Source organism: Pseudarthrobacter sp. NPDC055928, assembly GCF_042270935.1.
Classification (GTDB): Bacteria; Actinomycetota; Actinomycetes; order Actinomycetales; family Micrococcaceae; genus Arthrobacter.
Map to the genome: position 1 here is coordinate 64,578 of NZ_JBHJZH010000005.1, position 24,357 is coordinate 88,934.

16 protein-coding genes are annotated in these 24,357 nt (G+C 64.9%); 6 read left to right on the top strand and 10 right to left on the bottom strand.

Annotated elements, in window-relative coordinates:
- Positions 1-2 precede the first annotated feature (2 nt).
- From ACFC25_RS08560 to ACFC25_RS08570, 3 genes are all read left to right on the top strand, one after another.
- The gene (locus ACFC25_RS08560) at positions 3-1,319 is read left to right on the top strand and encodes a RuBisCO large subunit C-terminal-like domain-containing protein (protein ID WP_376044783.1); all 1,317 of its coding nucleotides are present in this window, start codon (positions 3-5) and stop codon (positions 1,317-1,319) included.
- Complete coding sequence (locus ACFC25_RS08565; protein WP_376044784.1) at positions 1,312-2,643, top strand: four-carbon acid sugar kinase family protein; 1,332 nt, start codon at positions 1,312-1,314, stop codon at positions 2,641-2,643. Before ACFC25_RS08560 ends, ACFC25_RS08565 begins: the two co-directional genes overlap by 8 nt.
- 131 nt (positions 2,644-2,774) lie before the next feature.
- Positions 2,775-4,631: a PxKF domain-containing protein gene (locus ACFC25_RS08570; RefSeq protein ID WP_376044785.1), complete on the top strand. Its 1,857-nt coding sequence runs from the start codon at positions 2,775-2,777 to the stop codon at positions 4,629-4,631.
- Between the two features lie 50 nt (positions 4,632-4,681).
- Here ACFC25_RS08570 and ACFC25_RS08575 read toward each other — a convergent pair whose 3' ends face one another.
- Both ACFC25_RS08575 and ACFC25_RS08580 read right to left on the bottom strand, forming a co-directional pair.
- Positions 4,682-7,621 (bottom strand): glycoside hydrolase family 2 TIM barrel-domain containing protein, encoded by a 2,940-nt coding sequence (locus ACFC25_RS08575; RefSeq protein WP_376044786.1) that lies wholly within the window; start codon positions 7,619-7,621, stop codon positions 4,682-4,684.
- Positions 7,622-7,633: 12 nt separating this feature from the next.
- Positions 7,634-9,163: a DUF4038 domain-containing protein gene (locus ACFC25_RS08580; protein WP_376044787.1), complete on the bottom strand. Its 1,530-nt coding sequence runs from the start codon at positions 9,161-9,163 to the stop codon at positions 7,634-7,636.
- 220 nt (positions 9,164-9,383) lie between these two features.
- Here ACFC25_RS08580 and ACFC25_RS08585 point away from each other — a divergent pair, with 220 nt between their 5' ends.
- A complete protein-coding gene (locus ACFC25_RS08585; RefSeq protein WP_376044788.1) occupies positions 9,384-12,017 on the top strand; it encodes a family 78 glycoside hydrolase catalytic domain in 2,634 nt (877 codons plus the stop codon).
- Positions 12,018-12,022: 5 nt separating this feature from the next.
- Here the strand turns inward: ACFC25_RS08585 and ACFC25_RS08590 are convergent, their stop codons facing one another.
- The 7 genes from ACFC25_RS08590 to ACFC25_RS08620 form a co-directional block, all read right to left on the bottom strand.
- Positions 12,023-13,033 carry a LacI family DNA-binding transcriptional regulator gene (locus tag ACFC25_RS08590; protein ID WP_376044789.1) on the bottom strand — a complete coding sequence of 337 codons (1,011 nt, stop codon included), beginning with the start codon at positions 13,031-13,033 and terminating at the stop codon, positions 12,023-12,025.
- Positions 13,034-13,036: 3 nt separating this feature from the next.
- Complete coding sequence (locus ACFC25_RS08595; protein ID WP_376044790.1) at positions 13,037-14,083, bottom strand: D-2-hydroxyacid dehydrogenase; 1,047 nt, start codon at positions 14,081-14,083, stop codon at positions 13,037-13,039.
- Between the two features lie 94 nt (positions 14,084-14,177).
- Positions 14,178-15,686, bottom strand: a complete 1,509-nt coding sequence (locus ACFC25_RS08600) for a glycoside hydrolase family 32 protein (RefSeq protein WP_376044791.1) — start codon at positions 15,684-15,686, stop codon at positions 14,178-14,180.
- Between the two features lie 103 nt (positions 15,687-15,789).
- Positions 15,790-17,394, bottom strand: coding sequence for an ABC transporter substrate-binding protein (locus ACFC25_RS08605; protein WP_376044792.1), 1,605 nt, complete (start codon positions 17,392-17,394; stop codon positions 15,790-15,792).
- 59 nt (positions 17,395-17,453) lie between these two features.
- Positions 17,454-18,413, bottom strand: coding sequence for a carbohydrate ABC transporter permease (locus tag ACFC25_RS08610; protein ID WP_376044793.1), 960 nt, complete (start codon positions 18,411-18,413; stop codon positions 17,454-17,456).
- A gap of 7 nt (positions 18,414-18,420) precedes the next feature.
- Positions 18,421-19,395 carry an ABC transporter permease subunit gene (locus ACFC25_RS08615; protein WP_337345261.1) on the bottom strand — a complete coding sequence of 325 codons (975 nt, stop codon included), beginning with the start codon at positions 19,393-19,395 and terminating at the stop codon, positions 18,421-18,423.
- Positions 19,392-20,435 carry a LacI family DNA-binding transcriptional regulator gene (locus tag ACFC25_RS08620; RefSeq protein WP_376044794.1) on the bottom strand — a complete coding sequence of 348 codons (1,044 nt, stop codon included), beginning with the start codon at positions 20,433-20,435 and terminating at the stop codon, positions 19,392-19,394. The genes ACFC25_RS08615 and ACFC25_RS08620 overlap by 4 nt, the downstream gene beginning before the upstream one ends.
- A gap of 351 nt (positions 20,436-20,786) precedes the next feature.
- Here ACFC25_RS08620 and rsgA point away from each other — a divergent pair, with 351 nt between their 5' ends.
- Together rsgA and ACFC25_RS08630 are read left to right on the top strand one after the other, a co-directional pair.
- A complete protein-coding gene (gene rsgA, locus ACFC25_RS08625; RefSeq protein ID WP_376044795.1) occupies positions 20,787-21,971 on the top strand; it encodes a ribosome small subunit-dependent GTPase A in 1,185 nt (394 codons plus the stop codon).
- Between the two features lie 157 nt (positions 21,972-22,128).
- On the top strand, positions 22,129-23,148 hold the full coding sequence (locus tag ACFC25_RS08630; RefSeq protein WP_376044796.1) for a LacI family DNA-binding transcriptional regulator: 1,020 nt from the start codon (positions 22,129-22,131) through the stop codon (positions 23,146-23,148).
- A 165-nt stretch (positions 23,149-23,313) separates the two neighbouring features.
- Here ACFC25_RS08630 and ACFC25_RS08635 read toward each other — a convergent pair whose 3' ends face one another.
- Complete coding sequence (locus tag ACFC25_RS08635; protein WP_376044900.1) at positions 23,314-24,357, bottom strand: arabinan endo-1,5-alpha-L-arabinosidase; 1,044 nt, start codon at positions 24,355-24,357, stop codon at positions 23,314-23,316.

Here is a 24,357-nt window from a genome sequence, read left to right on the forward strand (position 1 = left end):
AAATGACCCCCACAGTGACGCCCGGCCTCGCCACGAATCAGTCCGTCAAGGAAGCGGTGGATGCGAAGCCACAGCACGTTGTTGCCACCTATCACATCGAGACATCACTCGATCTCCAGCACGCTGCGGAAGTACTTGCCGGCGAGCAGTCCACCGGTACGTTCATCAGGGTGGCACGGGAGTCCGACGACCTGCGCTCCCGATTCGCCGCCCAGGTTGTGGACCTTGAGGAGATCCCGCTGAATGGCTCCTCCCCGCTGCCCGGCGCCGTCGGAGATCCGGCCAAACGCCGCCGCGGCAGGGTCCGGCTCCGGTTCCCGCTGGCAAACTTTGGCCCCTCACTCCCGAACCTGCAGGCCGCCGTCGCCGGCAACCTGTTCGAGATCAAGGAACTCGCCGCGATCAAGCTGATGGACCTTGACCTTCCCGAGGCCTTCTCGGAGCGCTATCCCGGGCCCGCTTTCGGCGTGGAAGGAACCCGCCGGCTGATGTCCCGACCCTCCGGGGCCATGATCGGAACGATCATCAAGCCCAGCATCGGACTCAGCCCCGCAGAGCTCGCCGAAGTAGTGGCGGAACTGGCCAGTGCCGGCGTCGACTTCATGAAGGACGACGAACTGCAGGGCAACGGTCCTTCCGCTCCCTTGGCTGAACGCGTACGGGCAGTCATGCCGGTACTGCAGCGGCACGCCGACCGCACCGGCGTGATGCCGATGTATGCCTTTAACATCACCGACGACATCGGCCGGCTCGAAGCCAACCACGACCTCGTAGTCGAGGCTGGCGGCACCTGCGTGATGGCCTGCATCAACATGGTGGGCCTGGCCGGGGTAGAGTTCCTGCGCCGGCACGCAACGGTACCCATCCACGGGCACCGGGCGATGTTTGGGGCGATCAGCCGGTCGGATCAGCTGGGGTTCTCCTTCCGGGCATGGCAGAAGCTGGCCCGGCTGTCCGGCGTGGACCACCTTCACACCAACGGCATCAGCAACAAGTTCTACGAAAACGACGCCGAAGTGCTGGACTCGATCGCGGCGGTCCGCGAACCCCTCCTGGGGCAGACCCCCACAGTGCCTGTGCTATCGTCCGGACAGTGGGCGGGCCTCGCCCACGCAACCTATGCGGCCACCGGCACGGATGACCTGCTGGTTCTCGCCGGCGGCGGAATCCACGGCCACCCCGACGGTCCGGCCGCCGGGGTGAAGAGCATGCGTGCCGCGTGGGATTCCGCCGGACGCGGCGAAGAGATGGCAACAGCCCTCGCCGCTTCAGCCGAGTTCCGCCGTGCCGCCGAGACGTTCGGAGCGCCACGTGGCTGACTTGCAGTTCGCCTTCTACGGCGACGATTTCACCGGGAGCGTGGATGTGCTCCTGCAACTCAGGCGGGCCGGGTGGACCAGCCGGCTTTTCCTGGGGCTCCCCGGCCCTGCCGAGCTTCGGGCAGCGGCCGAGGAGGTGGACGCCGTCGGTGTGGCCGGGGTGGCACGGTCCCTGCCAACGGGCCAGATCGAGTCCGAGGTGCGGCCGGTGCTTGAGGCACTCCGGGCGCTCCGGCCGCAGATCGTGCAGTACAAGGCCTGTTCCACAGCTGACTCGTCACCAACCGTCGGAAGCCTTGGCCGGGTCATCGAGATTGCCCGGCACGTGTTCGGTCCCGCCACCGTGCCGGCCCTTTTTGCGCAGCCCGACTTCGGCCGCTACACGGCGTTCGGCCACCATTTCGCTGCAGAGGAGGGGCAGGTGTACCGCCTTGACCGCCAGCCGACGATGTCCCGGCATCCGGTGACGCCAATGCGCGAATCGGACCTCGCACTGCACCTCTCGCTCCAGACCCGCCTTCCCGTGGGCTCCATGCACCTTCCGGAGTACACGGATGCGCCGGGCATCGCCCGCAAGCTGGCGGAGCGGACCGAGGCCGCCACGGTCCTCGACGCTTTGACGGACGTGCACATTGAACTGGTCTCCCAAGCCGTCGTGGCAAACTCACAATCCAACGCCCCGCAGTTCGTGATCGGCTCCGGCGGGTTCAGCCGTGGACTCGCGGCCGCTATCTCCCGCGGTGACACTTCCCGGACGGACAGCGTCGATGAACTGAGGGCTGATGGACCGGTACTGGCCGTCTCGGGCTCCCAGTCACCCCAGACATCACGTCAAGTCGACCACGCCCGCCGCCGTGGATGGACAGTCCTCGCGTTGTCGGCACACGATGACGGTCCGCTGAAGGAGCACGTCATCACTGAGCTTTCCGCGGGCCGCAGCGTGGTGGTCACCACCGGCAGCCCTGCAGCATCCAGCGACGGCGGCAGCCTGGTTGAGACGCTCTCCGCGCGCCTGTCGGGTGTCATCGAAGCCGCCCTCCGCGAAGGCGACCGCAGCCGGGTGATCGTCTGCGGGGGGGACACGTCCAGCCACGTCCTCCGGCAGCTCGGCGCCCGGTCCCTATCCATTGCGGCAAATCCGGTGGGCAACGTGGTCCTGTGCAGGGTTGCGTCTCCCACACCGTGGCTGGATGGCACCGAAATGCTACTCAAGGGCGGCCAGGTGGGTCCGGTGGACCTGTTCGAGCTGATCCGGACCTTGGGTTCGGCGCCCAGGCCGTCCGAGACAAGTGAAGGGATGTCAGCGGATCCCGTCGTACGGTAACCGAGTATTCCCGGCGTAAAAGACAGGTACCGTCCACTGGTGACCCGGAGGCGGTCAGGCCTATAAGCTCCCGACTGAGCCGTCATTTGGGCCCACCGCCATATTCCGCACTCCACCCACAGGAGGACCTGATGCGGCTCCTTGTAAGATTGCCCCGGCGATGCGCGGCCATCAGCATGATCCTGGCAATGCTCCTGCTGGTCGGCAGTGTCCCGGCAACTGCCATGGGCGTGGTGACGTCCACGATCCCCGTGGGGCCGCAGCCGTTAAGTGTCGCAGTCTCTCCGGACGGGTCGACAGCCTACGTCACCCACCTCTCCGCCAATATGGTCTCGGTCCTCGATGTGGCGTCATCCACCGTGACCTCCACGATTGCCGTGGGATCGCAACCGCGCGGTGTTGCTTTCACCCCTGACGGGTCCACAGCCTACGCCACGAACTCCGGTTCCGGCTCGGTGTCGGTCATCGATGTGGCTTCGGGCACCGTAACTTCAACGATCTCTGTCGGGATAACTCCGTTAGGTGTTGCTTTCACCCCTGACGGGTCCACAGCCTACGTCACCAACTTCAGTTCCGGCACGGTATCGGTCATCACTGTGGCTTCGGGCACCGTGATCTCCACGGTCCCGGTGGGGGCGCAGCCGTATGATGTTGCTTTCACCCCTGACGGGTCGACAGCCTACGTGGCCAACTACGCTTCAAGCACGGTGTCGGTCATCACTGTGGCTTTGGGCACCGTGGCCTTCACCATCCCGGTCGGGGCGAATCCGCGTGGTGTTGCATTTACCCCGGACGGAACGACAGCCTACGTCACTAATAACAATGCCGAAACGGTGTCGGCCATCAATGTCGCATCGCGCACGGTGACGTCCACGATCCCGGTTGGGACAGCTCCGTTCCGCGTTACGTTCACCCCGGACGGATCGATTGCTTACGTCACCAACACCGCTTCCCGCACGGTGTCGGTCATCACTGTGGCTTCGGGAACGGTGACCTCCACGATCCCGGTCGGGTTTTCTCCAACCGGTGTTGCGTTCACACCCGACGGGTTGACAGCCTACGTCGCCAACCACAGTTCCCATACTTTATCGGTCATCAACGTGAATGCGACCGCCCCCGTATTTACTGCGGCCACGCCCCCGGACACCGGCACGATCGGGACCGCATACTCGTATACCTTCACCGCATCGGGTAACCCGGCGCCGCGGTTCACCGTTTTTGCAGGGTCCCTTCCTGAGGGGCTTACCCTGGACACGGCCTCAGGTGTCCTCTCGGGAACACCGGCGGCGGCCGGGGAATACACGTTCACCGTCAGGGCCGCCAACGGCATCAGCCCCGCCGCGCTCACGCCGAGCCTCACAATCGCCATTGCCGCCGCGGAACCAAGCGACACGACCGATCCCACGATCACGATAGCTTCTCCGATTGACGGTTCTGAGGTGGTCCAAGGGGCGGTCCTGAACGCCTCCTACGCCTGTGCTGATGAAAGCGCCGGCTCGGGGCTCGCCTCATGCACAGGTACAGTCGCCAGCGGCACTGCAATCGACACATCGGTGGTAGGTGAGAAGAGTTTCACGGTTACGGCGACAGACACCGCCGGGAACATGGCAGTGAAGATGTTGTCCTACCGGGTGGTCTGGCAATTCAGCGGCTTTGCTGCACCTGTGGACGCGCTGCCAACGCTCAACGCCACGAAGGCCGGCAGCGTCGTTCCGATTCGGTTCTCCCTCGACGGCGACCGCGGCCTGGACATCCTGGCAGCAGGTTACCCGACGACTGCGCAAATCGGCTGTGATCCCTCCGCCCCGTTGGACCTGATTGAGGAGACCGCTTTGTCCCCCGGTGCAAATACCTTGAGCTACGACACGGCCACCGGCCAGTACGCCTACAACTGGAAGACCAACAAGGCCTGGAAAAACACCTGCCGGCAACTGACCTTCAAGCTGGCCGACGGTGCGAGCTACCGGGCAAACTTCCGGTTCAGCTGAGGCAGTGCTGCCTTCATTGCGCTGGGCTCCAGGCGTGTGCCAGCTTAAGCCTACGCCTGGAAGCTCACGCTCCAGCTGGTCGCTTCGCGGGGAATCCGGTATTGGCCGGGGATGGATGGCCCGCACGCCGCGGATCCCAGGCCGAGCTGTGCCTGGTCAACGTTCAACCAGACCGTGCCGGAATCGGCCAGGTCATGGGGATGACGGGCACGCTCAAGCGCCTCGCTGGTCCACCGCCGTGCCGTGAAGTCGAACAGCGGGTCCCCTTCAACGCGCAGGGTAGGCAGCCCGGCCCCTGAGGCCTCCAGCCACCGCGTTTCCACGTGGTTGCCGTTTTCCTGGGGTACCGGATAGCCCACCTGTAGGGCGTCGACACTCGACGCGAACGTCCCGACGGCGGCCGCCTCCCGGGAATCGGCGTACGACGCCCCCGGTCCGCGCCCAAACCAGCGCACCTCGCGGTAGGCGCCGGGCAGGCCAAGCCGGAGTCCCAGCCGTGGCAGGACGATGTCCCGTTGCTGGTACGGCGTATCTGCCCAAGGCCCCACAAAATCCACTGAAACCTCCAGCCGGAGCCCGGTGCCGTCCCCGATCCAATCGAAAAGGTACTCAATGGCGTGCGGGTGGGTGGCCGCGGCGCAGCGGCCAGCTACCCGGAGGCGTTCGCCGTCGGCCTCGATCCGGTCGGTGCGGTGTTGCATCCGGTCCATTCCGACGGCGGTCCATACGGCCGCGAGGTTATTGTTGCCCCCCTGCCCGCGGTCATTTTCGGTGGGAGCCCGGTACACGTCGAGTTGCGGGCCGTCGAGCTTCAGTTGTCCGATCCGCGTGAGCTGTCCGGTCACCGCATCAAACGCCGCGTCGCCAAGCAGCAGTTCGCCACCGGGCAACGCGGGCTGCCTGCCCAACATCGCGCGCCCCGGCTCCACCGCGTGCGGCCTTGGACGGATGGCCAACGCCCCCTGGGACCAAGCCACGATGTGTCCGGCCGGAGCCCACGCCGTGCTTTCCTTTAGGGCCGCCTCGACCGTAAGCCACCACTCGCCGGGTTCCTCAGCGGGGGCAACCGGGCGCTGCACCGTGACTCCTTCCCCTGCGGCGACGGCCGGGACGTCCAGGACGCCGGTGCCGCGCGGGGCGCCATCCAGTTCGAGTCGCCAGGTGAACGTGAGATGGTGGAGCCCGATGGTGTCGTAATCGTTTCGGATCGAGATCGCCTCACCGACGGAGATCTCCACAGGCTGGAGCACCTTCTTCAGCTCGGCCAAGCCGGGCGACGGCGTCCGGTCCGAAAACACCAGCCCGTCCAGGCAGTAGCGGCCCCCGTTCGGGCGGTAATCAACGTCCGAGCCGTGCATGATGAATTCGTGGCCAGCGGTATCACGGTGCGTGAAGCCGTGGTCAATCCATTCCCAGACAAAACCGCCGCAGAACCGCTCGTGTGCCTTCAGGATGCGGTGGTAGTCCAGCAGTGAGCCGGGGCCGTTGCCCATCGCGTGGGCGTATTCGCACAGCAGGAACGGCAGGGAGCGGCGGCGCGCATCGTCGTCGTCGTTAATTCCCTGAGGCCGGGGATCCTCGCGCCGGCCGATCTGCTCCAGGAGCTCCAGCGACGGGTACATCAGCGATGCGAAGTCTGAATTGCGGTAGCTGGGGTCGCGCTCGTAATGGAGGGGACGCGACGGGTCGCGGTCACGGATCCAGGCCTCCACGGCGTCGAAATTCCCGCCTGCCCAGCTTTCGTTCGCCAGGGACCAGGCCACCACGCTGGGGCTGTTCTTATCCCGCTCCACCATGCGGCGCGTACGGTCGAGCATCGCCGGCAGCCAGCGGGGATCAGCCGGCGGGTTGCCCTCCCAGCCGGCGTAGATGAAGCCGTGCGTCTCCAGGTCGGACTCCTCCACCACCCAGAGGCCGTACTCGTCGCACAGCCTAATGAACTCCGGGTGCGGCGGATAGTGGCTGGTGCGTACCGCGTTGATGTTGTGCTGCTTCATCAGCATGATGTCGCGGACCATCGTTTCCCCGTCGAGCGTCCGCCCGGTGTCCGGATGGTGTTCGTGGCGGTTCACTCCCCGGAAGAACACGGGCTTGCCGTTGACGCGGAGGACGCCGTCGTCAATCGCAACCGTGCGGAATCCTATCCTCAACTCAACCGTCTCGCCCTCCGACGCGAGCGTTCCCCGGTACAACCGGGGCGATTCGGCACTCCACGGCTGCACGGGCACAGTGGCGGATTCGCCAGCGGCCATGCTGATCCCCAGTTCAGTAATCTCCACCCGGGCAGGGGCTGAGGCATCCACCCGGAGCGTGCCCTGCCCCGTCCGGTGGTCGAAGCCGGCGTGGACAAAGTAGTCCTCAATCGCGCCGCCGGGCCGTTCGATCAGCTCGACGTCCCGGAAGATGCCGGGCAGCCACCACATGTCCTGGTCCTCAAGGTAGGTGCCTGAGGACCAGCGATGGACACGCACGGCGAGTACGTTCTCGCCCGGAAGCACGGGGGCGTCGAACTCGAAAGGCAAACGGCTTCCGGTGGAAAAGCCAAGCTCCACGCCGTTAAGCCAAACCTTCGCACAGGAGTCCACTCCCTGGAACCGAAGCACGGCCCGGCCCCAGTCCTCGGCCATGTCGAAGACCAGCCGGTAGTCGCCGGTGGGGTTTTCGGTGGGGACCCGCGGCGGGTCAAGGGGCATGGGCAGTGCAGTGTTGGTGTACAGCGGGCCCTCGTCCGTGCCGCGCAGCGACCGGGCGGGTCCGCCGGCCAGGGGTGTGACCGATTCCAGGACCCAGTGGGAGGGAACGCGGATGGTGTCCCAGCCGGTGTCGTCGTACCCGGGCTTGATAAATCCGTCGCCGGTGCCCAACGCCGTCGGCGACAGTTTGAACCGCCAGCTTCCGTTCAGGCTCAGGCGGCGTGCGTCGCTGACCGTATCCGCGCGGGGTTCGCGGCGACCGGACCCCGGGGGGAAGTCCTCCCAATATCGGCGCATCTGCAGTCCCTTTCAGTCCGCAACGGCAGGTTGCGGGACCCGGCGGACGCGCAGCGCGAGCGCCTCGCCTTCAGGCAGCTGGACCGGTTCCGAGTCCGCGGCGAACGCATCATTTCGCTGGACGTCCGTCAGCTCAAAGATCCGGCCTGCCGGCTTGATGGTCATGTTCCAGGTGTCGATCACGTCAACCTCGAAGCGGTCACCCACCTCCAGCTGGATTCCCATGCCCGTATTCGGCAGCCGGAACGTCCACGATGCTGGAGCTGAGCGGCCAAGATACTGGAAGTACTCTCGCCGGGGAATGCCGGCGACGAACGCCGCATCCCACCAGTTGTCGATGGGATCCAGGCCGTCTCCGTCCACCTCGTCCAGCAACTTCCGCAGGAAACCGAGCCGTTCCGGACTCTTCCCGCGCAGAAGGCCGCCCTCAACGATATGGAGGCTGCCGTCGTCGAGCACGAAGCTCTCGCCGTGGGAGGCATAGCAGCCCGACACGGCGCTGATCCAGAACTGGTGCACCAGTTCCCGGGCCGTGAGTTGCCCCCACCGCTCGGGGACGTCGCCCTCGTACTTGATTTCGTCGAGCACCACCGGCTTGCGGTAGGCGTCACGGAACAGCGAAGCGCGACCGAAGTCCTCGGTCGCTTGTCCGAGTTGGAGCGAGGCGTGGGTGACCCACGGCTGGTTGTAGTCATAGAAGCGCATCCAGTTATGGATGGACCGCAGATGGCCGTGGGGATCGGTGGCTGCGAGCAGTTCCCCGGCCGCATCCCATCTCGCCGTGGGACGGTCGAGGATGTCGAACTCGTTGCAAAGCGACCACCACACGTTGGAGTAGGCGGAGAGCCGCGCGACGAGGTAGCGCAGGTACAGGGCATCCTCGGCTTCAGTCAGTCCGTCGAGTCCGAAGCGGCCATTGTCATAGGCGTTGTAGATCAGCACGTCGGCCTGGATCCCCCGGGATTGCAGAAGGACGACGGCGGCATCCAGACGCTGGAAGAAGGCCACCACCGGGCGGGTCACGTCGTGGCGGCCGTCGGCGCCGCGTTCAAACGGCAGCAGCTCAGGGAAATGTTCCACATAGCCGCCCGCCTGCGGAAAGACCATAAAGCGCAGTTTGTTGAAACCGGCCGCAGCCAGTGAGTCGACCGTCGCCGCGAACCGATCCTCGGGCTGGTGAAGCCAGTTGTACACGGTGGCCCCGACCGGGCGGAACGGAGTGCCGTCTGCGTGGGAGAAATGGAACGTGCCGGCCACCCTGACCGGCCCGTGCTCCGCGGGTGCCGGGGCCGTTACGGTGATAGTGCCCGTCATTCCGGAAAGTCCGGCGGCCTCCGAACGTGTGCTCCAGGTCCAGCTTCCTTCCCGCTCCGGGGCGAAACGCACCAGGTAGCGGTTTGCGCCGTCCCAGAATCCAGGCACTCTCTTGACCTCCCCGGACTCGTGCTCAAAGGCGGTCCAGAACGGCACACGATCCGCGGGAACTGGTTCGTCCGGTCCGGCCAGTACTACCTCGAGCACCGCGTAGCAGGGGTGCGTCATGGGGTGGTCCTTTCAGGTGGGGATTGTGCGCTCCGGAATGCGGGACGGCGGTTATTGAACCGTATCAACAGATAATCCAGCGAAACAAGGGTCTGAGAGCGAAACTCTTGAAACGTGTCAAGAACTGCGGAATGATGGGCAGGACACGGCACATATTCCCCACCTCCCAGCTTCCGCACATCCGGACGCGGGCCGAGAGGCCCACCCATCAGGAGTATTTATGAGCATCACCGTTGGTGCACCAACGTTCGAACACCACCGCCAGGCCCTCGGCACCGGCGTCGCCACGCCGCGGCTCTCGTGGAAAACCCAGGCGGCGGCCGGCTGGACGCAGGCCTCCTACGAAGTGCGGGTGGAACGTGGAGGCGCCATTTACACCTCACCATCCTTCGGCTCCACCGGTTCAGTCCTGCAGCCCTGGCCCTCCCCGCCACTCAGCTCCCGCGAGCAGGCAACCGTCAGGATCCGTGTCACGGGCGCCGACCGAACCCGCTCGGAGTGGAGTGAACCGGGCACCGTGGAAGCGGGGCTGCTGGAACCCGGCGACTGGAAGGCCATGGCCATCGGCGCCGGCTCGGAGGAGGATCCGGCGTCGGACGAACGGCGCCCGCCACTGCTGCGTCGGGAGTTCACCGTGCGCGACGACGTCGCCTCCGCCCGCCTCTATGTCACCGCTCATGGGCTCTACGAAGTCGAAATCAACGGCCGGCGGGTGGGCGATGACGCCATGTCGCCCGGCTGGACCACCTACAACCGACGGCTCCGGTACTACACCTACGACGTCACCGGGCACATGGCCTCCGGCGCCAACGCTATTGGATCCTGGCTTGGGGATGGCTGGTACCGGGGGCGGCTGGGCTGGTACGGCGGTTTCCAGAACCTCTACGGCACAGATCTCTCGCTGCTCGCCCAGCTCGAAGTCCGGTACCGCGACGGCTCGGTGGACGTCATCGCCACGGATGGCTCCTGGCGGGCGGCCCCCGGCCCGATCGTGCGCAGCGGAAACTACGACGGCGAGCTGTACGACGCACGGCTTGAGCTCGATGGCTGGTCCCGGCCGGGATTCGACGACGCCGGCTGGCACCGCGTCGTCGCAGCACACCGCGATCCCGGCACGCTCGTGGCTCCGGAGGGACCCCCGGTCAGATGCACGCAGGAGGTAGCCCCTGCGATGGTTATGACCACACCAAGCGGCAAGAAGGTCCTCGATTTCGGCCAAAACCTCGTGGGCAGGCTCCGCATCCGGGTCTCCGGCGAGGCGGGGAACTCTGTCCTCATCCGCACCTCAGAGGTGCTGCAGGAGGGGGAGCTCTATACCCGGCCGCTGCGCAGTGCGAAGTCAACCGACGAATACGTCATGGCCGGACGGCCACTGGAGGAGTGGGAGCCGCGGTTCACTTTCCATGGGTTCAGGTATGCGGAGGTCAGCGGCTGGCCCGGCGACCTCGAGGCTGCCGTCGCCCGCGGCGACGTCATCGCCCGCGTCTACCACACCGACCTCGAGCGCACGGGCTGGTTCGAGACCTCGAACGCGAGCGTCAACCGGCTCCATGAGAACGTGGTCTGGAGCATGCGGGGAAACTTCCTGGACATCCCCACCGACTGCCCGCAGCGGGATGAACGCGTCGGCTGGACCGGCGATATCCAGGTGTTTGCACCGACCGCTTCGTACCTCTACGACGTCTCCGGCATGCTCTCCAGCTGGTTGAAGGATGTGGCCGCGGAACAGCTTCCCGATGGAACGGTGCCCTGGTACGTCCCGGTCATTCCGGCGCACAAGATGTGGACTCCCATTCGCCCCGGCGCGGCCTGGGGTGACGTCGCGACGTTTACGCCGTGGACTTTGTACGAACGTTTCGGCGATCCCGGGATCCTGGTTGCGCAGTACGACAGCGCGAAACGCTGGGTGGAACTGGTGGAGCGGCTTGCCGGGCCAGACCGGCTCTGGAATGAAGGATTCCAGCTGGGCGACTGGCTCGATCCCTCCGCCCCGCCGCATGATCCGGCCGATGCCCGCACCGACCGCTACCTCGTGGCCACGGCGTATTTCGCCCGCTCCGCGGATCGCATGGCCCGGATGGCAGCGGTTCTGGGCCGGTCCGAGGACGAGGAACGGTTCGCCCGGCTGGCCGCGGATGTCCGCCGCGCGTTCGCGGCCGCCTATGTCCGCCCTGACGGAGCCATGACCAGCGATGCCCAGACTGCCTACTCGCTGGCCATCGGGTTTGAGCTGCTGCCCAACGCCGGGATTGAGGCGGCGGGGCGCCGCCTCGCCGAACTCGTAGAGGAGGCCGGGCACCGAATCGCCACGGGTTTCGTGGGTACGCCGCTGGTCTCCGATGCCCTCACAGTCACCGGACATGCAGACTCCGCCTACAGCCTCCTCCTTGAGGAAGAGGCGCCCTCCTGGCTGTACGCCGTCATGCAGGGCGGCACCACGATCTGGGAACGCTGGGACAGCATGTTGCCCGATGGCACAGTGAACCCCGGCAAGATGACCTCGTTCAACCATTACGCCCTGGGAGCCGTGGCCGACTGGCTCCATCGCGTGGTGGCCGGGCTGGCGCCGGGAGCGCCGGGCTACCGGCATATCGTTTTCCAGCCGCAGCCTGGCGGCGGGCTCAAGCATGCTTCCGCGGAACATGAGACGCCGTATGGGCGGGCGGCCATCGCCTGGAAGATCGACGGCGGGAGCCTGCGTGTGGAGGTCACGGTGCCCACGGGTGCGACGGCGACAGTGCAGCTTCCCGGGTGCGACGCCGTGGAGATCGGGAGCGGTGCGCATCACTTCGAAAGTGCGGCAGCCGCCGTCGACCGCGTTCCCCTGCTGGTCCAGGAAGCCTCCGCGATGTAGCAGCCTCAGGCGAGGGTGGAGGCCCGGACCATCAGTTTCGGCTTAAAGACAATCTGTTTGGCAGATTCGGTGTCCTTGGCAATGGCCGCTTGCAGGAGATCTACCGCCGCGATGCCGAACTCCTCGTGGGGAGCCCTGACCGACGTCAAAGGGATCACCGAGGCTTCCGCGAACTCGATATCGTCATACCCGACCAGGAGGGTGTCGGCCGGTATGCCCAGCCCGTTATCCACCACGAGTCCGTGCATCAGGCCCAGGGCCAGGAGGTCGTTGGCGGCGAAAATCGCCTCGGGCCGGCGCTCCGGGGATCGCTTGGCGATCTCAGCTGCCACCTCCCGACCCACGGCAAGGGTCCGGCTACCGACGTTGATCACCTCAAGGGTGGCATCGACGCATTCGCGCACCGCCCGGCTGGCACCCTCGATCCGGTCCGAGATCTGCGGCACTCCCAGAGGCCCTCCGACGAACGCGATGCGCCGGGCCGACTGCTCGATGAGGTGCCTGGCTGCCAAATATCCGCCCAACTCGTCGTCCACTGACACGGACGGCTGTTCGCTGGCCAGCGCACGCTGCCCCACGAGGACGCTGGGAGTGCCAAGCCTGCGGATGTGGGCCAGGCGGTCCTCGATAGGACCATGCGATGCCACCAGCAGCCCCCGGACGCGGTGAGCCTGGAACATTTCCAGATAGGCGTCTTCCCGCTCCCGGCTCCTGTTGGAGTTGGCCAGGAAGACCGAAAGTCCGTCGGCTGCGGCACGCTGCTCCACGCCCTCGGCAATAGTGGCGAAGAAGGGGTTGCTGATGTCCGGGGCAATGTAGGCGATAGTTGCACTGCTGCCACGGCGGAGCTGCGATGCAGCGTCATTGCGCACAAAGCCCAGTTCGTCGATGGCGCGCTGGATGCGCTCACGCTTTTCCACGGACACTTTGTCCGGATGGTTGATGAAGTGCGAAACAGTGCCTTGCGCCACCTGCGCGAGCGCTGCGACTTCCCGGATCCCTACCCTTGAGGCCATGGCTTAGTAGAACTCGACGGTGTTGACCCGGTTCCGGAGGGGCTCGCCGTCCAGAAGCCGTGTCGCATTCGTGGCGAATAACTCGGCGATGAGCCGCTCCTCATTGTCGTTGATTGCCGCGGCGTGCGGGCTGACGAGGACGTTCGGCATTTCCCATAGCGGGCTGTCCGCCGGAAGCGGCTCGGTGTCGAAGACATCGAGGGCGGCGAAACCGATCCTGCCTTCAGCAAGGGCCTCAACCAGGGCTGGCTCATCCACGGTGGTTCCCCTGCCCACATTGACGAGCGTGGCTCCCGGCTTGACACTTTCCAGCACCGTTCGGCTGACAACCCGGTGTGTCGCCGTCGTGCTTGGAAGGCAGAGAACGATAGCGTCCGCCCCGGCTACGGCCTGAGCAAGCTCTTCCATGGGGAGGATCAGCTCAACCCCCGGCACATCGACCTGCCTGCGGTGGGCGCCGATGACCCGCGCACCCAGGGCCGCCAGCTTTCCCGCCACGGCCCTGCCGATGCCCCCAAGGCCCACCACAAGGACAGTGGCGGAGGACATTTGGCTGAGAGTGCGGCGCTCACCCCAGGTCCGGTTCCGTTGATCGTTCTGGAGCCTGGCAAGATCCTTCATCCCGGCCAGGACACCAAATACTGCGAACTCGGCGAGGGGCTGCGCGTGGACGCCGCCCGACGTTGTGAAGGCGATCCGCTCCAGTTGCTCCTGGCTCAGGCCGGCAGCGCGCACCTGGCCGCCGCCTCCAGCAGGAGTGGTGTGGACCCACAGCAGCCGTCGGTTCGCCTCAACCGTGCGCTTGAGCTGCGATGGCGACTGGTCCGGTACGCCGTACAGCGCGTCTGCAGAGTCGATCAGCTTCTCGAACCGGACCTGCTCTTCCGCGGTGCGCGTGAAGCTTTCGTCGCCCCGGTGGTCGCCGGGATGGCCCTGGGGCGGGAGCAGCGCCTGGTCGCGGACCATCTCCACTCGAGGCTCGGTCCGCTCAATGAGCTCGCACAGTTCCTCGGGCAGGGGTGTGGGCACAAAAACACGGAGAGTCTTCATGGGCCTACTGTAATTGAACAGCTTGACACGTTTCAGGCCAGCTGCCTCCGGGCTGAAGGCATCCGGGCCGTGCATCGGATGCCTTCAGCTGGGTTTACGCGTATTGGGTGATGTCCAGGCTTTCGACGGTGGCAGTACCGCCGAGGGCGTAGATGGCGACGTCGGTGCTCGACGGTGCGGGGAAGATCAGTTCCGTCATGGTGACCTGGCCTTCCTCGGCGAAGACTTCGAGGGAGCAGCGGTCCACGAAGATGGTGAGCCGGTAGGAACCCTCGATCGCCCTGATGGGGGCGGTGTCGATGGAGGGGAAGGATTCGTGGAAGCTGGTGTTTCCGGATGTCCGACGGTCGACATGGAGCGTGCCATGTGCCGGCCGGATGCCAATGCGTGTTCCGTGGGCACCGTTGGCGCGGACGATCAGCCCGAAGTCCTCCGCGCTTCCGGGTGTGAAGGTCAGATCGATCCGCTGGACGGCGCCGGCCGCCCCGTCAAGGACGCGCGTGCAATCGGAGAGTTCCGCACTTTCCAGCGTGAATGACGGGCCGGCACTGGGAACCGCGGCGAAGTCCCCGGCAGGCTGTTGGATGAGGCGGGGTCTTCCGTCGATGGTGTGGAGGGATATTTCGCGGGCCAGGGTCATGGGGCTGCGCCAGGGTGAGGTGGGGATCTGGTTGGCGTATTCCCAGTTGTTCATCCAGGCGATCATGAGGCGGCGGTTGTCGGGGGTGTCGCTGAACGAGACGGCGGCGTAGTAGTCCCGGCCCCAATCCAGCCACTGGTACTCGCCCAGCCGCTCGGGGTCCTGGGGGCCCTCGGTGACGGTGGTGGCCGAGGTGAAGGTGGTTCCGTCGAAGTCTCCGACGAAATACTGCCCGGCGGAGCCAGCGTTGGGGCCACCAGGGTTGAGGTTGACGGTGAGGACCCACTGGAGGTTTTCCGGATCGCCGTCGAGGGGCAGGGGAAACAGGTCCGGGCATTCCCAGACACCCCCGGTGGCGTTGGCCGGGCCGAAGGTGCTCAGAGGCTCCCAGCTTTTCAAGTCAGGGGACTTATAGAGCACAATTTGGAAGTCCGTGGCTTCCACGGCAACCATGACCCAGTAACTGCCTGCGCCGCCGTCGTACCTGATGACCTTGGGGTCACGGAACTCGGCCGATCCGCGGTTCAGTACCGGGTTCCCAGCGTGTTTCGTCCAGGTGTAGCCTCCGTCGAGGCTGAAGGCGAGCGACTGGGCCTGAAGCCCCTCATGCGCGGAGCCGGACTTGAAGGCGCTGGTGTAGACGGCGACCAGGGGCGGGGCCGAGTCGGTGCCCAGTCCGCTGGTGTTGTCCCGGTCAAAAACGATGCTTCCGGAGAAGATGTCCTCGTGCTCATCGCAGGCGATGGCGACGGAGTGCTCGGTCCAGGTGACCAGGTCCGGGGAAGTGGCGTGGCCCCATGACATGTTTCCCCAGACGTTATCCAGCGGATTGTTCTGGTAGTAGAGGTGGTAGACGCCGTCATGGAAAATCAGGCCGTTGGGGTCATTGAGCCAGGTGTTCCGGGCGGCGTAGTGCATGACCGGGCGGAAGGTGTCGGCTGTCGTGGTGGTCGCGGCAGTCATGGGGGTGGCGTCTCGTTTCTTGTGCGGGTCTGGCTGGGAAACTGGCGGGGTTTCCCCGGGTGGGGTGGGCCGGCAGGTGTGCCGGCCCACCCGTTTGTCGGTGTTAGGAGTTGGTCTTGTAGCGGTCGTAGCCCTGCTGGTAGACCTCGATCATTTTGTCGACGCCGATGTTCTCGAGCTGGGAGATGTAGCCGTCCCATTCCTGCTCGATGCCGCCGGAGACGATCCACTTGGCCATGTTCTGCTTGACCAGGGACGCGGCGTCCGATTCGATGGTGCCGATCTGCTGGAGTTCTTCGGTGGACAGCGCCACGGGCGGGTATCCGTCGTTGGCGGCGAAGGGCTTGTAATTCTCTTCTACGGTTTTCTGGCGCTGGGCTGCCCTCGGCTCAGGGGCCACGACGTTCTTGAAGTTCTCTGCGGTGTTGGCTTTCGGGCCGCCCGGGGCGACCTTTTGGCGCCGTTCGCCCTCGCTGGTCCCTGCCGGGGCGGGGATCTGGGTCAGGATGCCACTGGCGTCCTTTTGCAGGGTTTCACCGATCGGTCCCCAGTTGGCCTGGGCTGACTGGATGGGGTCATACAGGTTGTCTGCCCAGCGCATGGTCGCGGCCGGGTATTTGTTGGTCCGCGTGATGGCGAAGGCGCCGCGTGCTATTTCCTGGTTGTTGGACTGGCTGACCAGGCGCTTTCCGTCGACACCCTCAAGGGCGGGGACCAGGGAGTAGCTGTTGGCGCGGTCCGCGCCGACCATTTCGGGAATTTCCCACCAGACGAAGGAACCGAGGTTTTCCGTGGCGGCCTTGCCCTTAGCCAGGTAGGCCTTGTCGTCCTGGGAGAAGGACTCAGGATCGATCAAACCTTCCTTGTACCACTCGTGCAGGGTCTGGATGGCTTTCTTGTAGCCGTCCTGGGTGGGGGTGAAGATGACCTTGTCGTCCTGGACGATGCGGTGGTCCATGTTGTCCGGCACTCCGCCGAGGGCGGCGATCAGGTCAACGATGTCCCCGCACCAGGAGCCGGGCATAAAGCTCAACGGGATGGTCTTGCCGGTGCCGGACGCGTCCTGGGTCTTGAATGCCAGCAGAGCATCGTGGAACTCATCGATGGTTTTCGGCATCGGAATGTTGAGTTTCTTCAGCCAGGTAGTGTTGATGGCCAGTTCGTTGGGGAACTGGACCAGGCCGAGTTCCTCGATGGAGGGCAGGGAGTAGATGTGCCCGTCGGAAGAGGTGATGGCAGCCTTGATATCGGGCCGTTCCGAGAGCAGTTTGGAGAGGTTGGGCGCGTTCTTCTCGATAAGCCCCTCGAGTGGGATGAGGGTGCCGCTGGCGGAGTAGGTGGCTATTTCAGAATCGGTCAGCCCCGAGTTGAAGAAGGCGTCGGGGAGGTCACCGCTGGCGAGGATCAGGTTCTTCTTTTCCTTGAAGACTGTTTCGGGCAGGTTCTCCCAGTTGACGTGGACGTTGGTGGCCTTTTCCCATTCCTTCACCACGGTCATGGTGTTGTAGTCCGGGGCAAGCGCTGACTTCGTGCCGGAGAACGTGAGGTCCAGTGTCTTGCTGACGATCGGGAAGCCTGTTTCCTGGAAACCGAAGTCCGAGGAGGCGTCTTTGATCTCCGTGGTGCCTGAGCCGCCGGAGCAGCCGGTGAACATCAATGTTCCGGCCAGGACGGTGCCGAGGGCGGCGAATTTGCGGCTGAATGCCATGGTCTTTCCTATTCTGAGGTGGGGATACTGCATCTGGGGGTTACTGGTGGGCGGTGCGGTTATTTGACGGCGCCGATCATGGCGCCCTTGGTGAAGTGCTTCTGCATGAATGGCAGGGCAATCATGAGGGGCAGGCTCGAGACGACGATCATGGCGTACTTGGTGAGCTCTGCGATCCGTTGCGCTGCCGCATAGGATTCGATGTCGCCGCCGGTGGTTCCGGCGGAGGAGACATCGGATTGGATGAGGATGTTCCGGAGCACCAGCTGTAGCGGGTACTTGGAGTCGTCATTGAGGAAGATCAGTGCGTCGAAGAACGAGTTCCACTGGGCTACGACGTGAACCATGATCATGAGCATGATCAGTGGTTTGGACAGGGGCAGCACCATCTGGAAGAAGAACTTGAAGTCGGTGGCCCCGTCCATCTGGGCGGCTTCGCGCAGTTCGTTGGGGATGGTGTGTTCGAAGAATGACCTGGCGATGATCAGGTTCCACACGCCCACCGCACCGGGCAGGACCACTGCCCAAACAGTGTCCAGCATCCCCAGGTCCCGGACCACAAGGTACTTGGTGATGAGGCCGCCGTCGAAGAACATGGTGATCACGAACAGGAGCATCAGAAACTTCCGGCCCGGCATGTCCTTGCGGGAGAGTGCGTAGGCCCCGCACAGGATGGTGCTGACGCTGACAGCGGTGCCGAGCACGGTGTAGATGACTGTGTTGCCCAGGCCGTTCCAGATGCGGCTGTCGGCGAAGATCCGTTCGTAGCCCTCGGTGGTCACGCCGGAGGGGAACAGCCAGACCTTGCCTTCATAGACGGCGTTCGGGTCGCTGATGGAGGCGATGACGATGAAGTACAGCGGATACACGACGGCGAGGATGGACAGCAGCAGGACGGTAGTGGCGGCGACGTTGAACGCACGGTCGCCGTACCTGTCCCTCAGCGACTGCTTGGGACGGACCACGCTCATGGTCCGTTTCGGGTTCTCGATGGTCGGGGGGTTGGTTATCAGGGACATGTCGGCCTCACCACAGGGTCGCTTGGTTGGCCCGGCGCGCAATCGTGTTGAACACGAGCAGCAGCGCCAGGTTAAGGAGGGAGTTGAACAGGCCGATGGCGGCCGAGTAGCTGAACTGCGCCTGCTGCAGGCCCGCGTGGTAGACGTAGGTCTGGATGATCTCCGAGGTCGAGAGGTTCAGCGGCGTCTGCATCAGCAGCGCCTTTTCGAAACCGACGTTAAGCAGGTTTCCGATGGCCAGGATGAACAGGATCGTCACCACCGGCATGATGCCCGGCAGGTCGATGTGCCGGATGCGCTGCAGCTTCGAGGCGCCGTCGACCTTGGCCGCATCATGCAGTGCCGGGTCGATGGCGGCCAATGCCGCAAGGTACACGATCATGGAGAAGCCGGCGTTCTGCCAGACATCCGAGATGACGTAGATGGGGCGGAACCACTCTGCGGAGCCCATGAAGAAGATCGGTTCACCGCCGCCGAGTTGGATCGCATTGTTCACGAGACCAGACCTGGGCGAGAGGACCACGAACATGATGCCCACCACCACGACGGTGGAGATGAAAGCAGGCGAATACAGCACTGTCTGGGTGAACTTCTTAAACCTCTCGCTCTGGAGCTGGTTGACCAGCAACGCGAGGATGATCGGGATCGGGAAGGCCACCAGCAGGCCGAGAACTGCGATCCACAACGTGTTACCTACGACCTGGCCGAACTGGTAGGAGTTCATGAACCTGATGAAGTGCGTCAGGCCCACCCAGGGGCTGTCGGTGAACCCGTCCACCGGGTTGTAGTTCTTGAATGCGATCTGAACGCCGTACATCGGCCAGTACTTGAAGACCAGGATATAGACGATCGCCGGGGCAAGTAATACGTATAACTGCCAGGCACGGGAAATCCTCTTCAGGCGGAGCGAAAGAGAATTTTTTCGTTGCGGCAACGGTGCCGCAACAGGACGCCCGCGTCGGGCCGGGATGGTGCGGCTCATGGCATCTCCTTAGGATGAGTCACTGAATTCCGTTCAATCAGAGGGCAGTCCATTAGCTCGACCCGGCCGTCGGGTTCCGCATCCTGGAGTATCAGATCAACCGCACGACGGCCCATGGCGACGAACGGCAATTCAAAGGTGGTCAATCCCGGGCGAAGGTGCGGCGCGATGGTCGTCTGGTTGTCAAACCCGACTATAGAGACGTCCCCGGGGACAGATAGGCGCAGGTCCGACACCGCCTGGTAGGCACCCCAGGCGCCGCGGTCATTGGCGCAGAAAATCGCTGTGGGCGGGTTTTGGGAAGTGAGCAGCTCCATCGCGTATTTGTAGCCATGCACCTCACCGCCCTGACCGAACCGGACCAGGCCCGGATCAACGTCCAGCCCCGCGTCCATAAGTGCCGCGCAGTATCCCTCATATCGGCCAACAGCAGCAGGCAGCCCACTTTCGAGGGTTTCGATATTGATCATCCCCACGTGGGTGTGACCAGCTTTGAGCAGCCGGCTGGTGGCCGCATATCCGCCCTTGACTTCGTCCGGTGCGACACTCGGGACCCGTCCAGCACGGTCCTGGGAGTTCAGCACTACGGATCGAACATCAGCCAGCACCTCCGGGACATCCAGCCGCCGGTGATACATGGCGGCGTAGACCACTCCTGCAACCTTGTAGGAGAGCATCGTGTCCAGGGAAGCAGCCTCGAGCTCCTTGTCGCCCCCGGTATTCACCGTAAGCAGGAGGAGCCCGTCCTCCCATGCCCGCTGCTGGGCACCTTCGATGATGGCTCCGGCAAAAGGAGTGGTAGCCACGGAGTCACCGATGAACCCGATCATGCCGGCCACACCCTCACGGAGAACCTTGGCATGGGCGTTGGTGCGGTAGCCGAGCCGGCGCACGGCATCCCGTACGCGCTTCTGGGTATCCTCGGAAAAGCGTGACCCGGCAGCCGAGTTCAGCACCAGGGACACAGTTGCCTGTGAAACTCCCGCGGCGGCCGCGACGTCATGCATCGTCGGTCCTGACTTGGGCCGTGATCCAGCCATGGGCACCTCCTCGGGCCTTAGGTAATGAGGTAGTTATTCGTATAACTGGGTCAACTGTAGCCTGCATCACACGGACCGTCAATAGATTGGCGACCTGTCGGTCTCCCCCTACCCAACACAACCAGCACCGGGCTACACTCAACAACCGAGAGTCCGTGAAGGAATCCGGACACCGGTAGAGAACGGAGGTGGTTTTGATGACTGTCACAGCCGCGCGCCCAGGGCGCCCCGCACCCATCAAACCAATCACCCCGCTCCCCCGCCTCCGCACCGCCTAGGCGCGCACCACAGGTTCCGGCCGCAGGACTGCCGCCCACCCAGGTGCCTGGGGACTTCTCCCGAGGACTCACCTTGAACAATTCGTCAGGCACCAGCCTGCACAGCTTTGCCGCATCCCTTTCCAGCCACGACTCCAGCCAGGACTCCAGCCACGACGGACCCGGACGTTACGGCTACTCCCCTTCCATCGCCCAGTATTTCGACTCCCACGACCCCGAAACCCAGCATGACCACGAACCCGGACGGGTGGTCCGTGTGGACCGCAACCTGGTCCTCACGGCCGTCGGAAGCGAACTGCTCCACCTGCCCTACCCGCTCGACGCCGGCGTGCCGGTCACGGGCGACTGGGTGTGGATCGGACCCAACCGGGCCGGCGACCGCCAGATCACCGGGATCCTTCCGCGCCGGTCCGAACTCAGCCGCAAGCGCGCCTTTGAAGACTCCTCGGAGGCGCAGGTGCTCGCCGCGAACATGGACGTGGTGGGCGTGGTGGTCCCCGTGGACCGGCCGCTTACCCACAACCGCCTGGAACGCACCCTCGTGGCTGCCTGGGATTCCGGCGCGGTTCCGCTGGTGATCATCACCAAAGCCGATCTCGCGGACGTGGCGGACGACGTCGTCGGCAAGGTCATCCTGCAGGCGGCCGGCGTGGACGTGGTCACCACGTCGGCCGAGAACGGCGATGGGATCGACGCGCTCCTGGCGCACCTGCCGCCGCACGGCACGCTGGTCCTCCTGGGCCCGTCGGGCGCTGGCAAGTCCACCCTCATCAATGCCCTTGTGGGCCACCAAGTGCAGCACACCGGCGAGGTCCGCTCCGGCGACTTCAAGGGCAAGCACACCACCACATCACGTGAACTCGTGCCGCTGCCCAATGGCGGCGTCCTCATGGACACCCCGGGCGTCCGGGGATTCGGACTGTTCGACGCCGATGAAGGCCTGGGCGAAATGTTCGGCGACGTGGAGGAGCTGGCCAGCCGTTGCCGGTTTTCGGACTGCGCCCACCACCGCGAACCGGGCTGCGCCGTGCAGGCTGCCCTGGCGGACGGGACGCTGGACGAACGGCGCTGGCATAGCTACGGGAAACTCCAGCGCGAACTCGCCGCCCTGGCCCGGCGCACCGACGCCGCAGCCCGTCGGGCGTATCAGCGCGAGTGGCACCAGAAGGTAGTGGTGGCCGGGAAATCGCAACGCTCCGCGGAGCGAGACACCTCCGAGCGGCGGGAGGAGCAGCGCTCCAAGCGGAAGCGGCGCTAAACATTCCGCGTTGCTCTGTCACTCATGGCTGCCAAACATGCCTGTTAGGAACCGGAAGTGATAGAGCAACGCAGGGAAGGGGCCGCTTAGGCGATGCAACGTTGTAAACTATCCGTGATGGGCCGCGTGGCCCAGAACAACACCCGGGGGAGGCAGGATGGCGGCAACGCTGCACGACGTGGCCCGTGTGGCAGGGGTGTCCTTCAAGACCGTCTCCAACGTGATCAACAACCACCCACACGTCCGGGATACTACGCGCGCCAGGGTTGAAAAGGCCATTGAAGAACTCGGCTACCGGCCCAACCTCACAGCACGCAGCCTCCGCTCGGGGCAGACCGGCGCCATCACCCTGGCACTGCCCCAGCTGAGCCTGCCCTACTTCGCCGAACTGGCCGACGCCGTCATCGAAGCCGCAGCGAAGCACGGCCTGGTGGTGTTGATAGAACAGACCGGCGCAGACCGGAAGCGCGAGCTTGAAGTGATGGCCAGCCCCCGGCTCAAGATGTCCGATGGCCTCATTTTCAGCCCGCTCGCCCTCGGCCAGGAGGACGCGCACCTGATCAAGGCCGAGGTGCCGATTGTCCTGCTCGGCGAGCGCATCTTCGGCAGCGCGTCCGACCACGTCACCATGCAGAATGTCACCGCCGCCCGGGCTGCCACCGAACACCTGCTGGACCTAGGAAAGAAGCGGATCGCTGTCGTGGGGGCCCACGAGGGGGAAGTGATCGGCTCTGCTGGCCTCCGGCTGCGGGGCTACCGGGATGCCCTCGAGGCCCGGGGCATTCCATACGACGACGGAATCGTGGCCTACGTGGTGGACTGGCACCGGTCCAATGGCGCGGCCGCCATGCATGACCTGTTGGACCGCGGCGCCTCCTTTGATGCCGTCTTTGGTCTCAACGACACCCTGGCCCAAGGTGCCGTCCGCGTCCTGCAGGAGGCGGGCTTCCGTGTCCCGGACGACGTCGCCGTGATCGGTTTCGATGACCTGGACGAAACCCGGTACAGCCTGCCGACGTTGAGTACCGTCGATCCCGGCCGTACGGAAATCGCCGAGACCGCCATCCGGATGTTGATGGAGCGGATCAAGGAACCGAACGGCATGCCGCCACGGGAGATCGAGACGGCGTTCCGGATTGTGGCCCGCGAATCGACGGCGGGCGCAAGCCGGGCGTAGGTGGGCAGGCCTGGAACAGCTCGTCCATGACCCCCGGCTGTACGCTCCTGCCCAGTTGCTTTTGGCGGCCCCGCCGGTGAAGCGCTTTCCACGCGCGACACGCCGTGGCGCGGCCTGATTCAGCTGCTTCGGGCGAAAGCAACCGGGCAGGAACGCACGCGGATCTTAGCTCGCCTTGGGCCACCCGTCCTTCCACTCAAGATCGGCCAGCCCCAGCCGGAACGCCCCGTCCAGCTCCTCGGCGTAGTAGTGGAAGGCGAGAATGCCCCCGGAAACGGACTGGCCGCCCGGCCCCACGCGCCCGCCATCTGTGGCCAACACAGGGGTCCCGCCGCCGTCGAGCAGTTCCTTGCCCTCCGCATCCACATAGGGGCCGATAATGCTGTCCGAACGTCCCACCGCGATGTTATACGTGCTTTCCAGGCCCTGGCAGCAGAAGTCCCGGGAGAAGAACAGGTAGTACTGGCCATCATGCGGCAGGATGTAGGGCGCTTCGATGGCGTTCGGCGGGACCTTCCGGTCGGCGATCGTTATCGGATCCGCGGCATCGGCGCGCAGGCCGGTAGGCCATTCGAGCTGCACCAGCTGAAGTCCGGTCCAGAAGGATCCAAAAGCCATGAAGGGCGTCCCGTTTTCGTCTTCCACGATGCCGGGGTCAATGGCGTTGAAACGCTCCCCCTTGGAGGAGATAACCTGCCCGCGGTCCACCCACTCGTACGCGGGGTCGGCCGGATCCAGCGTGGTGTTCGTGGCCAGCGCGATCACGGACAGGTTCTTTCCAAACGTGGACGCCGAGTAATACAGGTACCAGGTGCCGTCGTGTTCATAGAGTTCCGGCGCCCACAGGTTGTCCACGCCGGGGACCGCAGTGGCCAGCCAGGCTGGCTTCTCCTGCCAGACCTCGCCGGCGTACTCCCACTCCACGCCGTCATCGGAGCGCCGGATCTGGATGTTGCCGTCCGCCACTTGCCCGTTGCCGGTGGAGTAGATGAACCACGGCTCGCCGTCCCCGCCTTTGACCAGCGCGGGGTCGTGGGTGAAGAGGTCGCCGGTGAGTTCGGCGGGCTTCACCTCAGGCGCCGCGCCCGGAGAGGTGCCGCAGGCCGTCAGGACAAGGACTACGACGGCGGCCAGCACCGCTGCCAGCCGCCGCGCTGTGAATCGAACAGCTGGGCGGCCGGCAGCGGAATCACTCGGCTCGGAAAGCAC

What these genes read in the sequence shown, in the direction of transcription:
- ACFC25_RS08560 (WP_376044783.1), top strand. Translation starts at nt 3, where the DNA reads ATGACCCCCACAGTGACGCCCGGCCTCGCCACGAATCAGTCCGTCAAG.
- ACFC25_RS08570 (WP_376044785.1), top strand. Translation starts at nt 2,775, where the DNA reads ATGCGGCTCCTTGTAAGATTGCCCCGGCGATGCGCGGCCATCAGCATG.
- ACFC25_RS08575 (WP_376044786.1), bottom strand. Translation starts at nt 7,621, where the DNA reads ATGCGCCGATATTGGGAGGACTTCCCCCCGGGGTCCGGTCGCCGCGAA.
- ACFC25_RS08580 (WP_376044787.1), bottom strand. Translation starts at nt 9,163, where the DNA reads ATGACGCACCCCTGCTACGCGGTGCTCGAGGTAGTACTGGCCGGACCG.
- ACFC25_RS08585 (WP_376044788.1), top strand. Translation starts at nt 9,384, where the DNA reads ATGAGCATCACCGTTGGTGCACCAACGTTCGAACACCACCGCCAGGCC.
- ACFC25_RS08590 (WP_376044789.1), bottom strand. Translation starts at nt 13,033, where the DNA reads ATGGCCTCAAGGGTAGGGATCCGGGAAGTCGCAGCGCTCGCGCAGGTG.
- ACFC25_RS08595 (WP_376044790.1), bottom strand. Translation starts at nt 14,083, where the DNA reads ATGAAGACTCTCCGTGTTTTTGTGCCCACACCCCTGCCCGAGGAACTG.
- ACFC25_RS08600 (WP_376044791.1), bottom strand. Translation starts at nt 15,686, where the DNA reads ATGACTGCCGCGACCACCACGACAGCCGACACCTTCCGCCCGGTCATG.
- ACFC25_RS08605 (WP_376044792.1), bottom strand. Translation starts at nt 17,394, where the DNA reads ATGGCATTCAGCCGCAAATTCGCCGCCCTCGGCACCGTCCTGGCCGGA.
- ACFC25_RS08610 (WP_376044793.1), bottom strand. Translation starts at nt 18,413, where the DNA reads ATGTCCCTGATAACCAACCCCCCGACCATCGAGAACCCGAAACGGACC.
- ACFC25_RS08615 (WP_337345261.1), bottom strand. Translation starts at nt 19,395, where the DNA reads ATGAGCCGCACCATCCCGGCCCGACGCGGGCGTCCTGTTGCGGCACCG.
- ACFC25_RS08620 (WP_376044794.1), bottom strand. Translation starts at nt 20,435, where the DNA reads ATGGCTGGATCACGGCCCAAGTCAGGACCGACGATGCATGACGTCGCG.
- ACFC25_RS08630 (WP_376044796.1), top strand. Translation starts at nt 22,129, where the DNA reads ATGGCGGCAACGCTGCACGACGTGGCCCGTGTGGCAGGGGTGTCCTTC.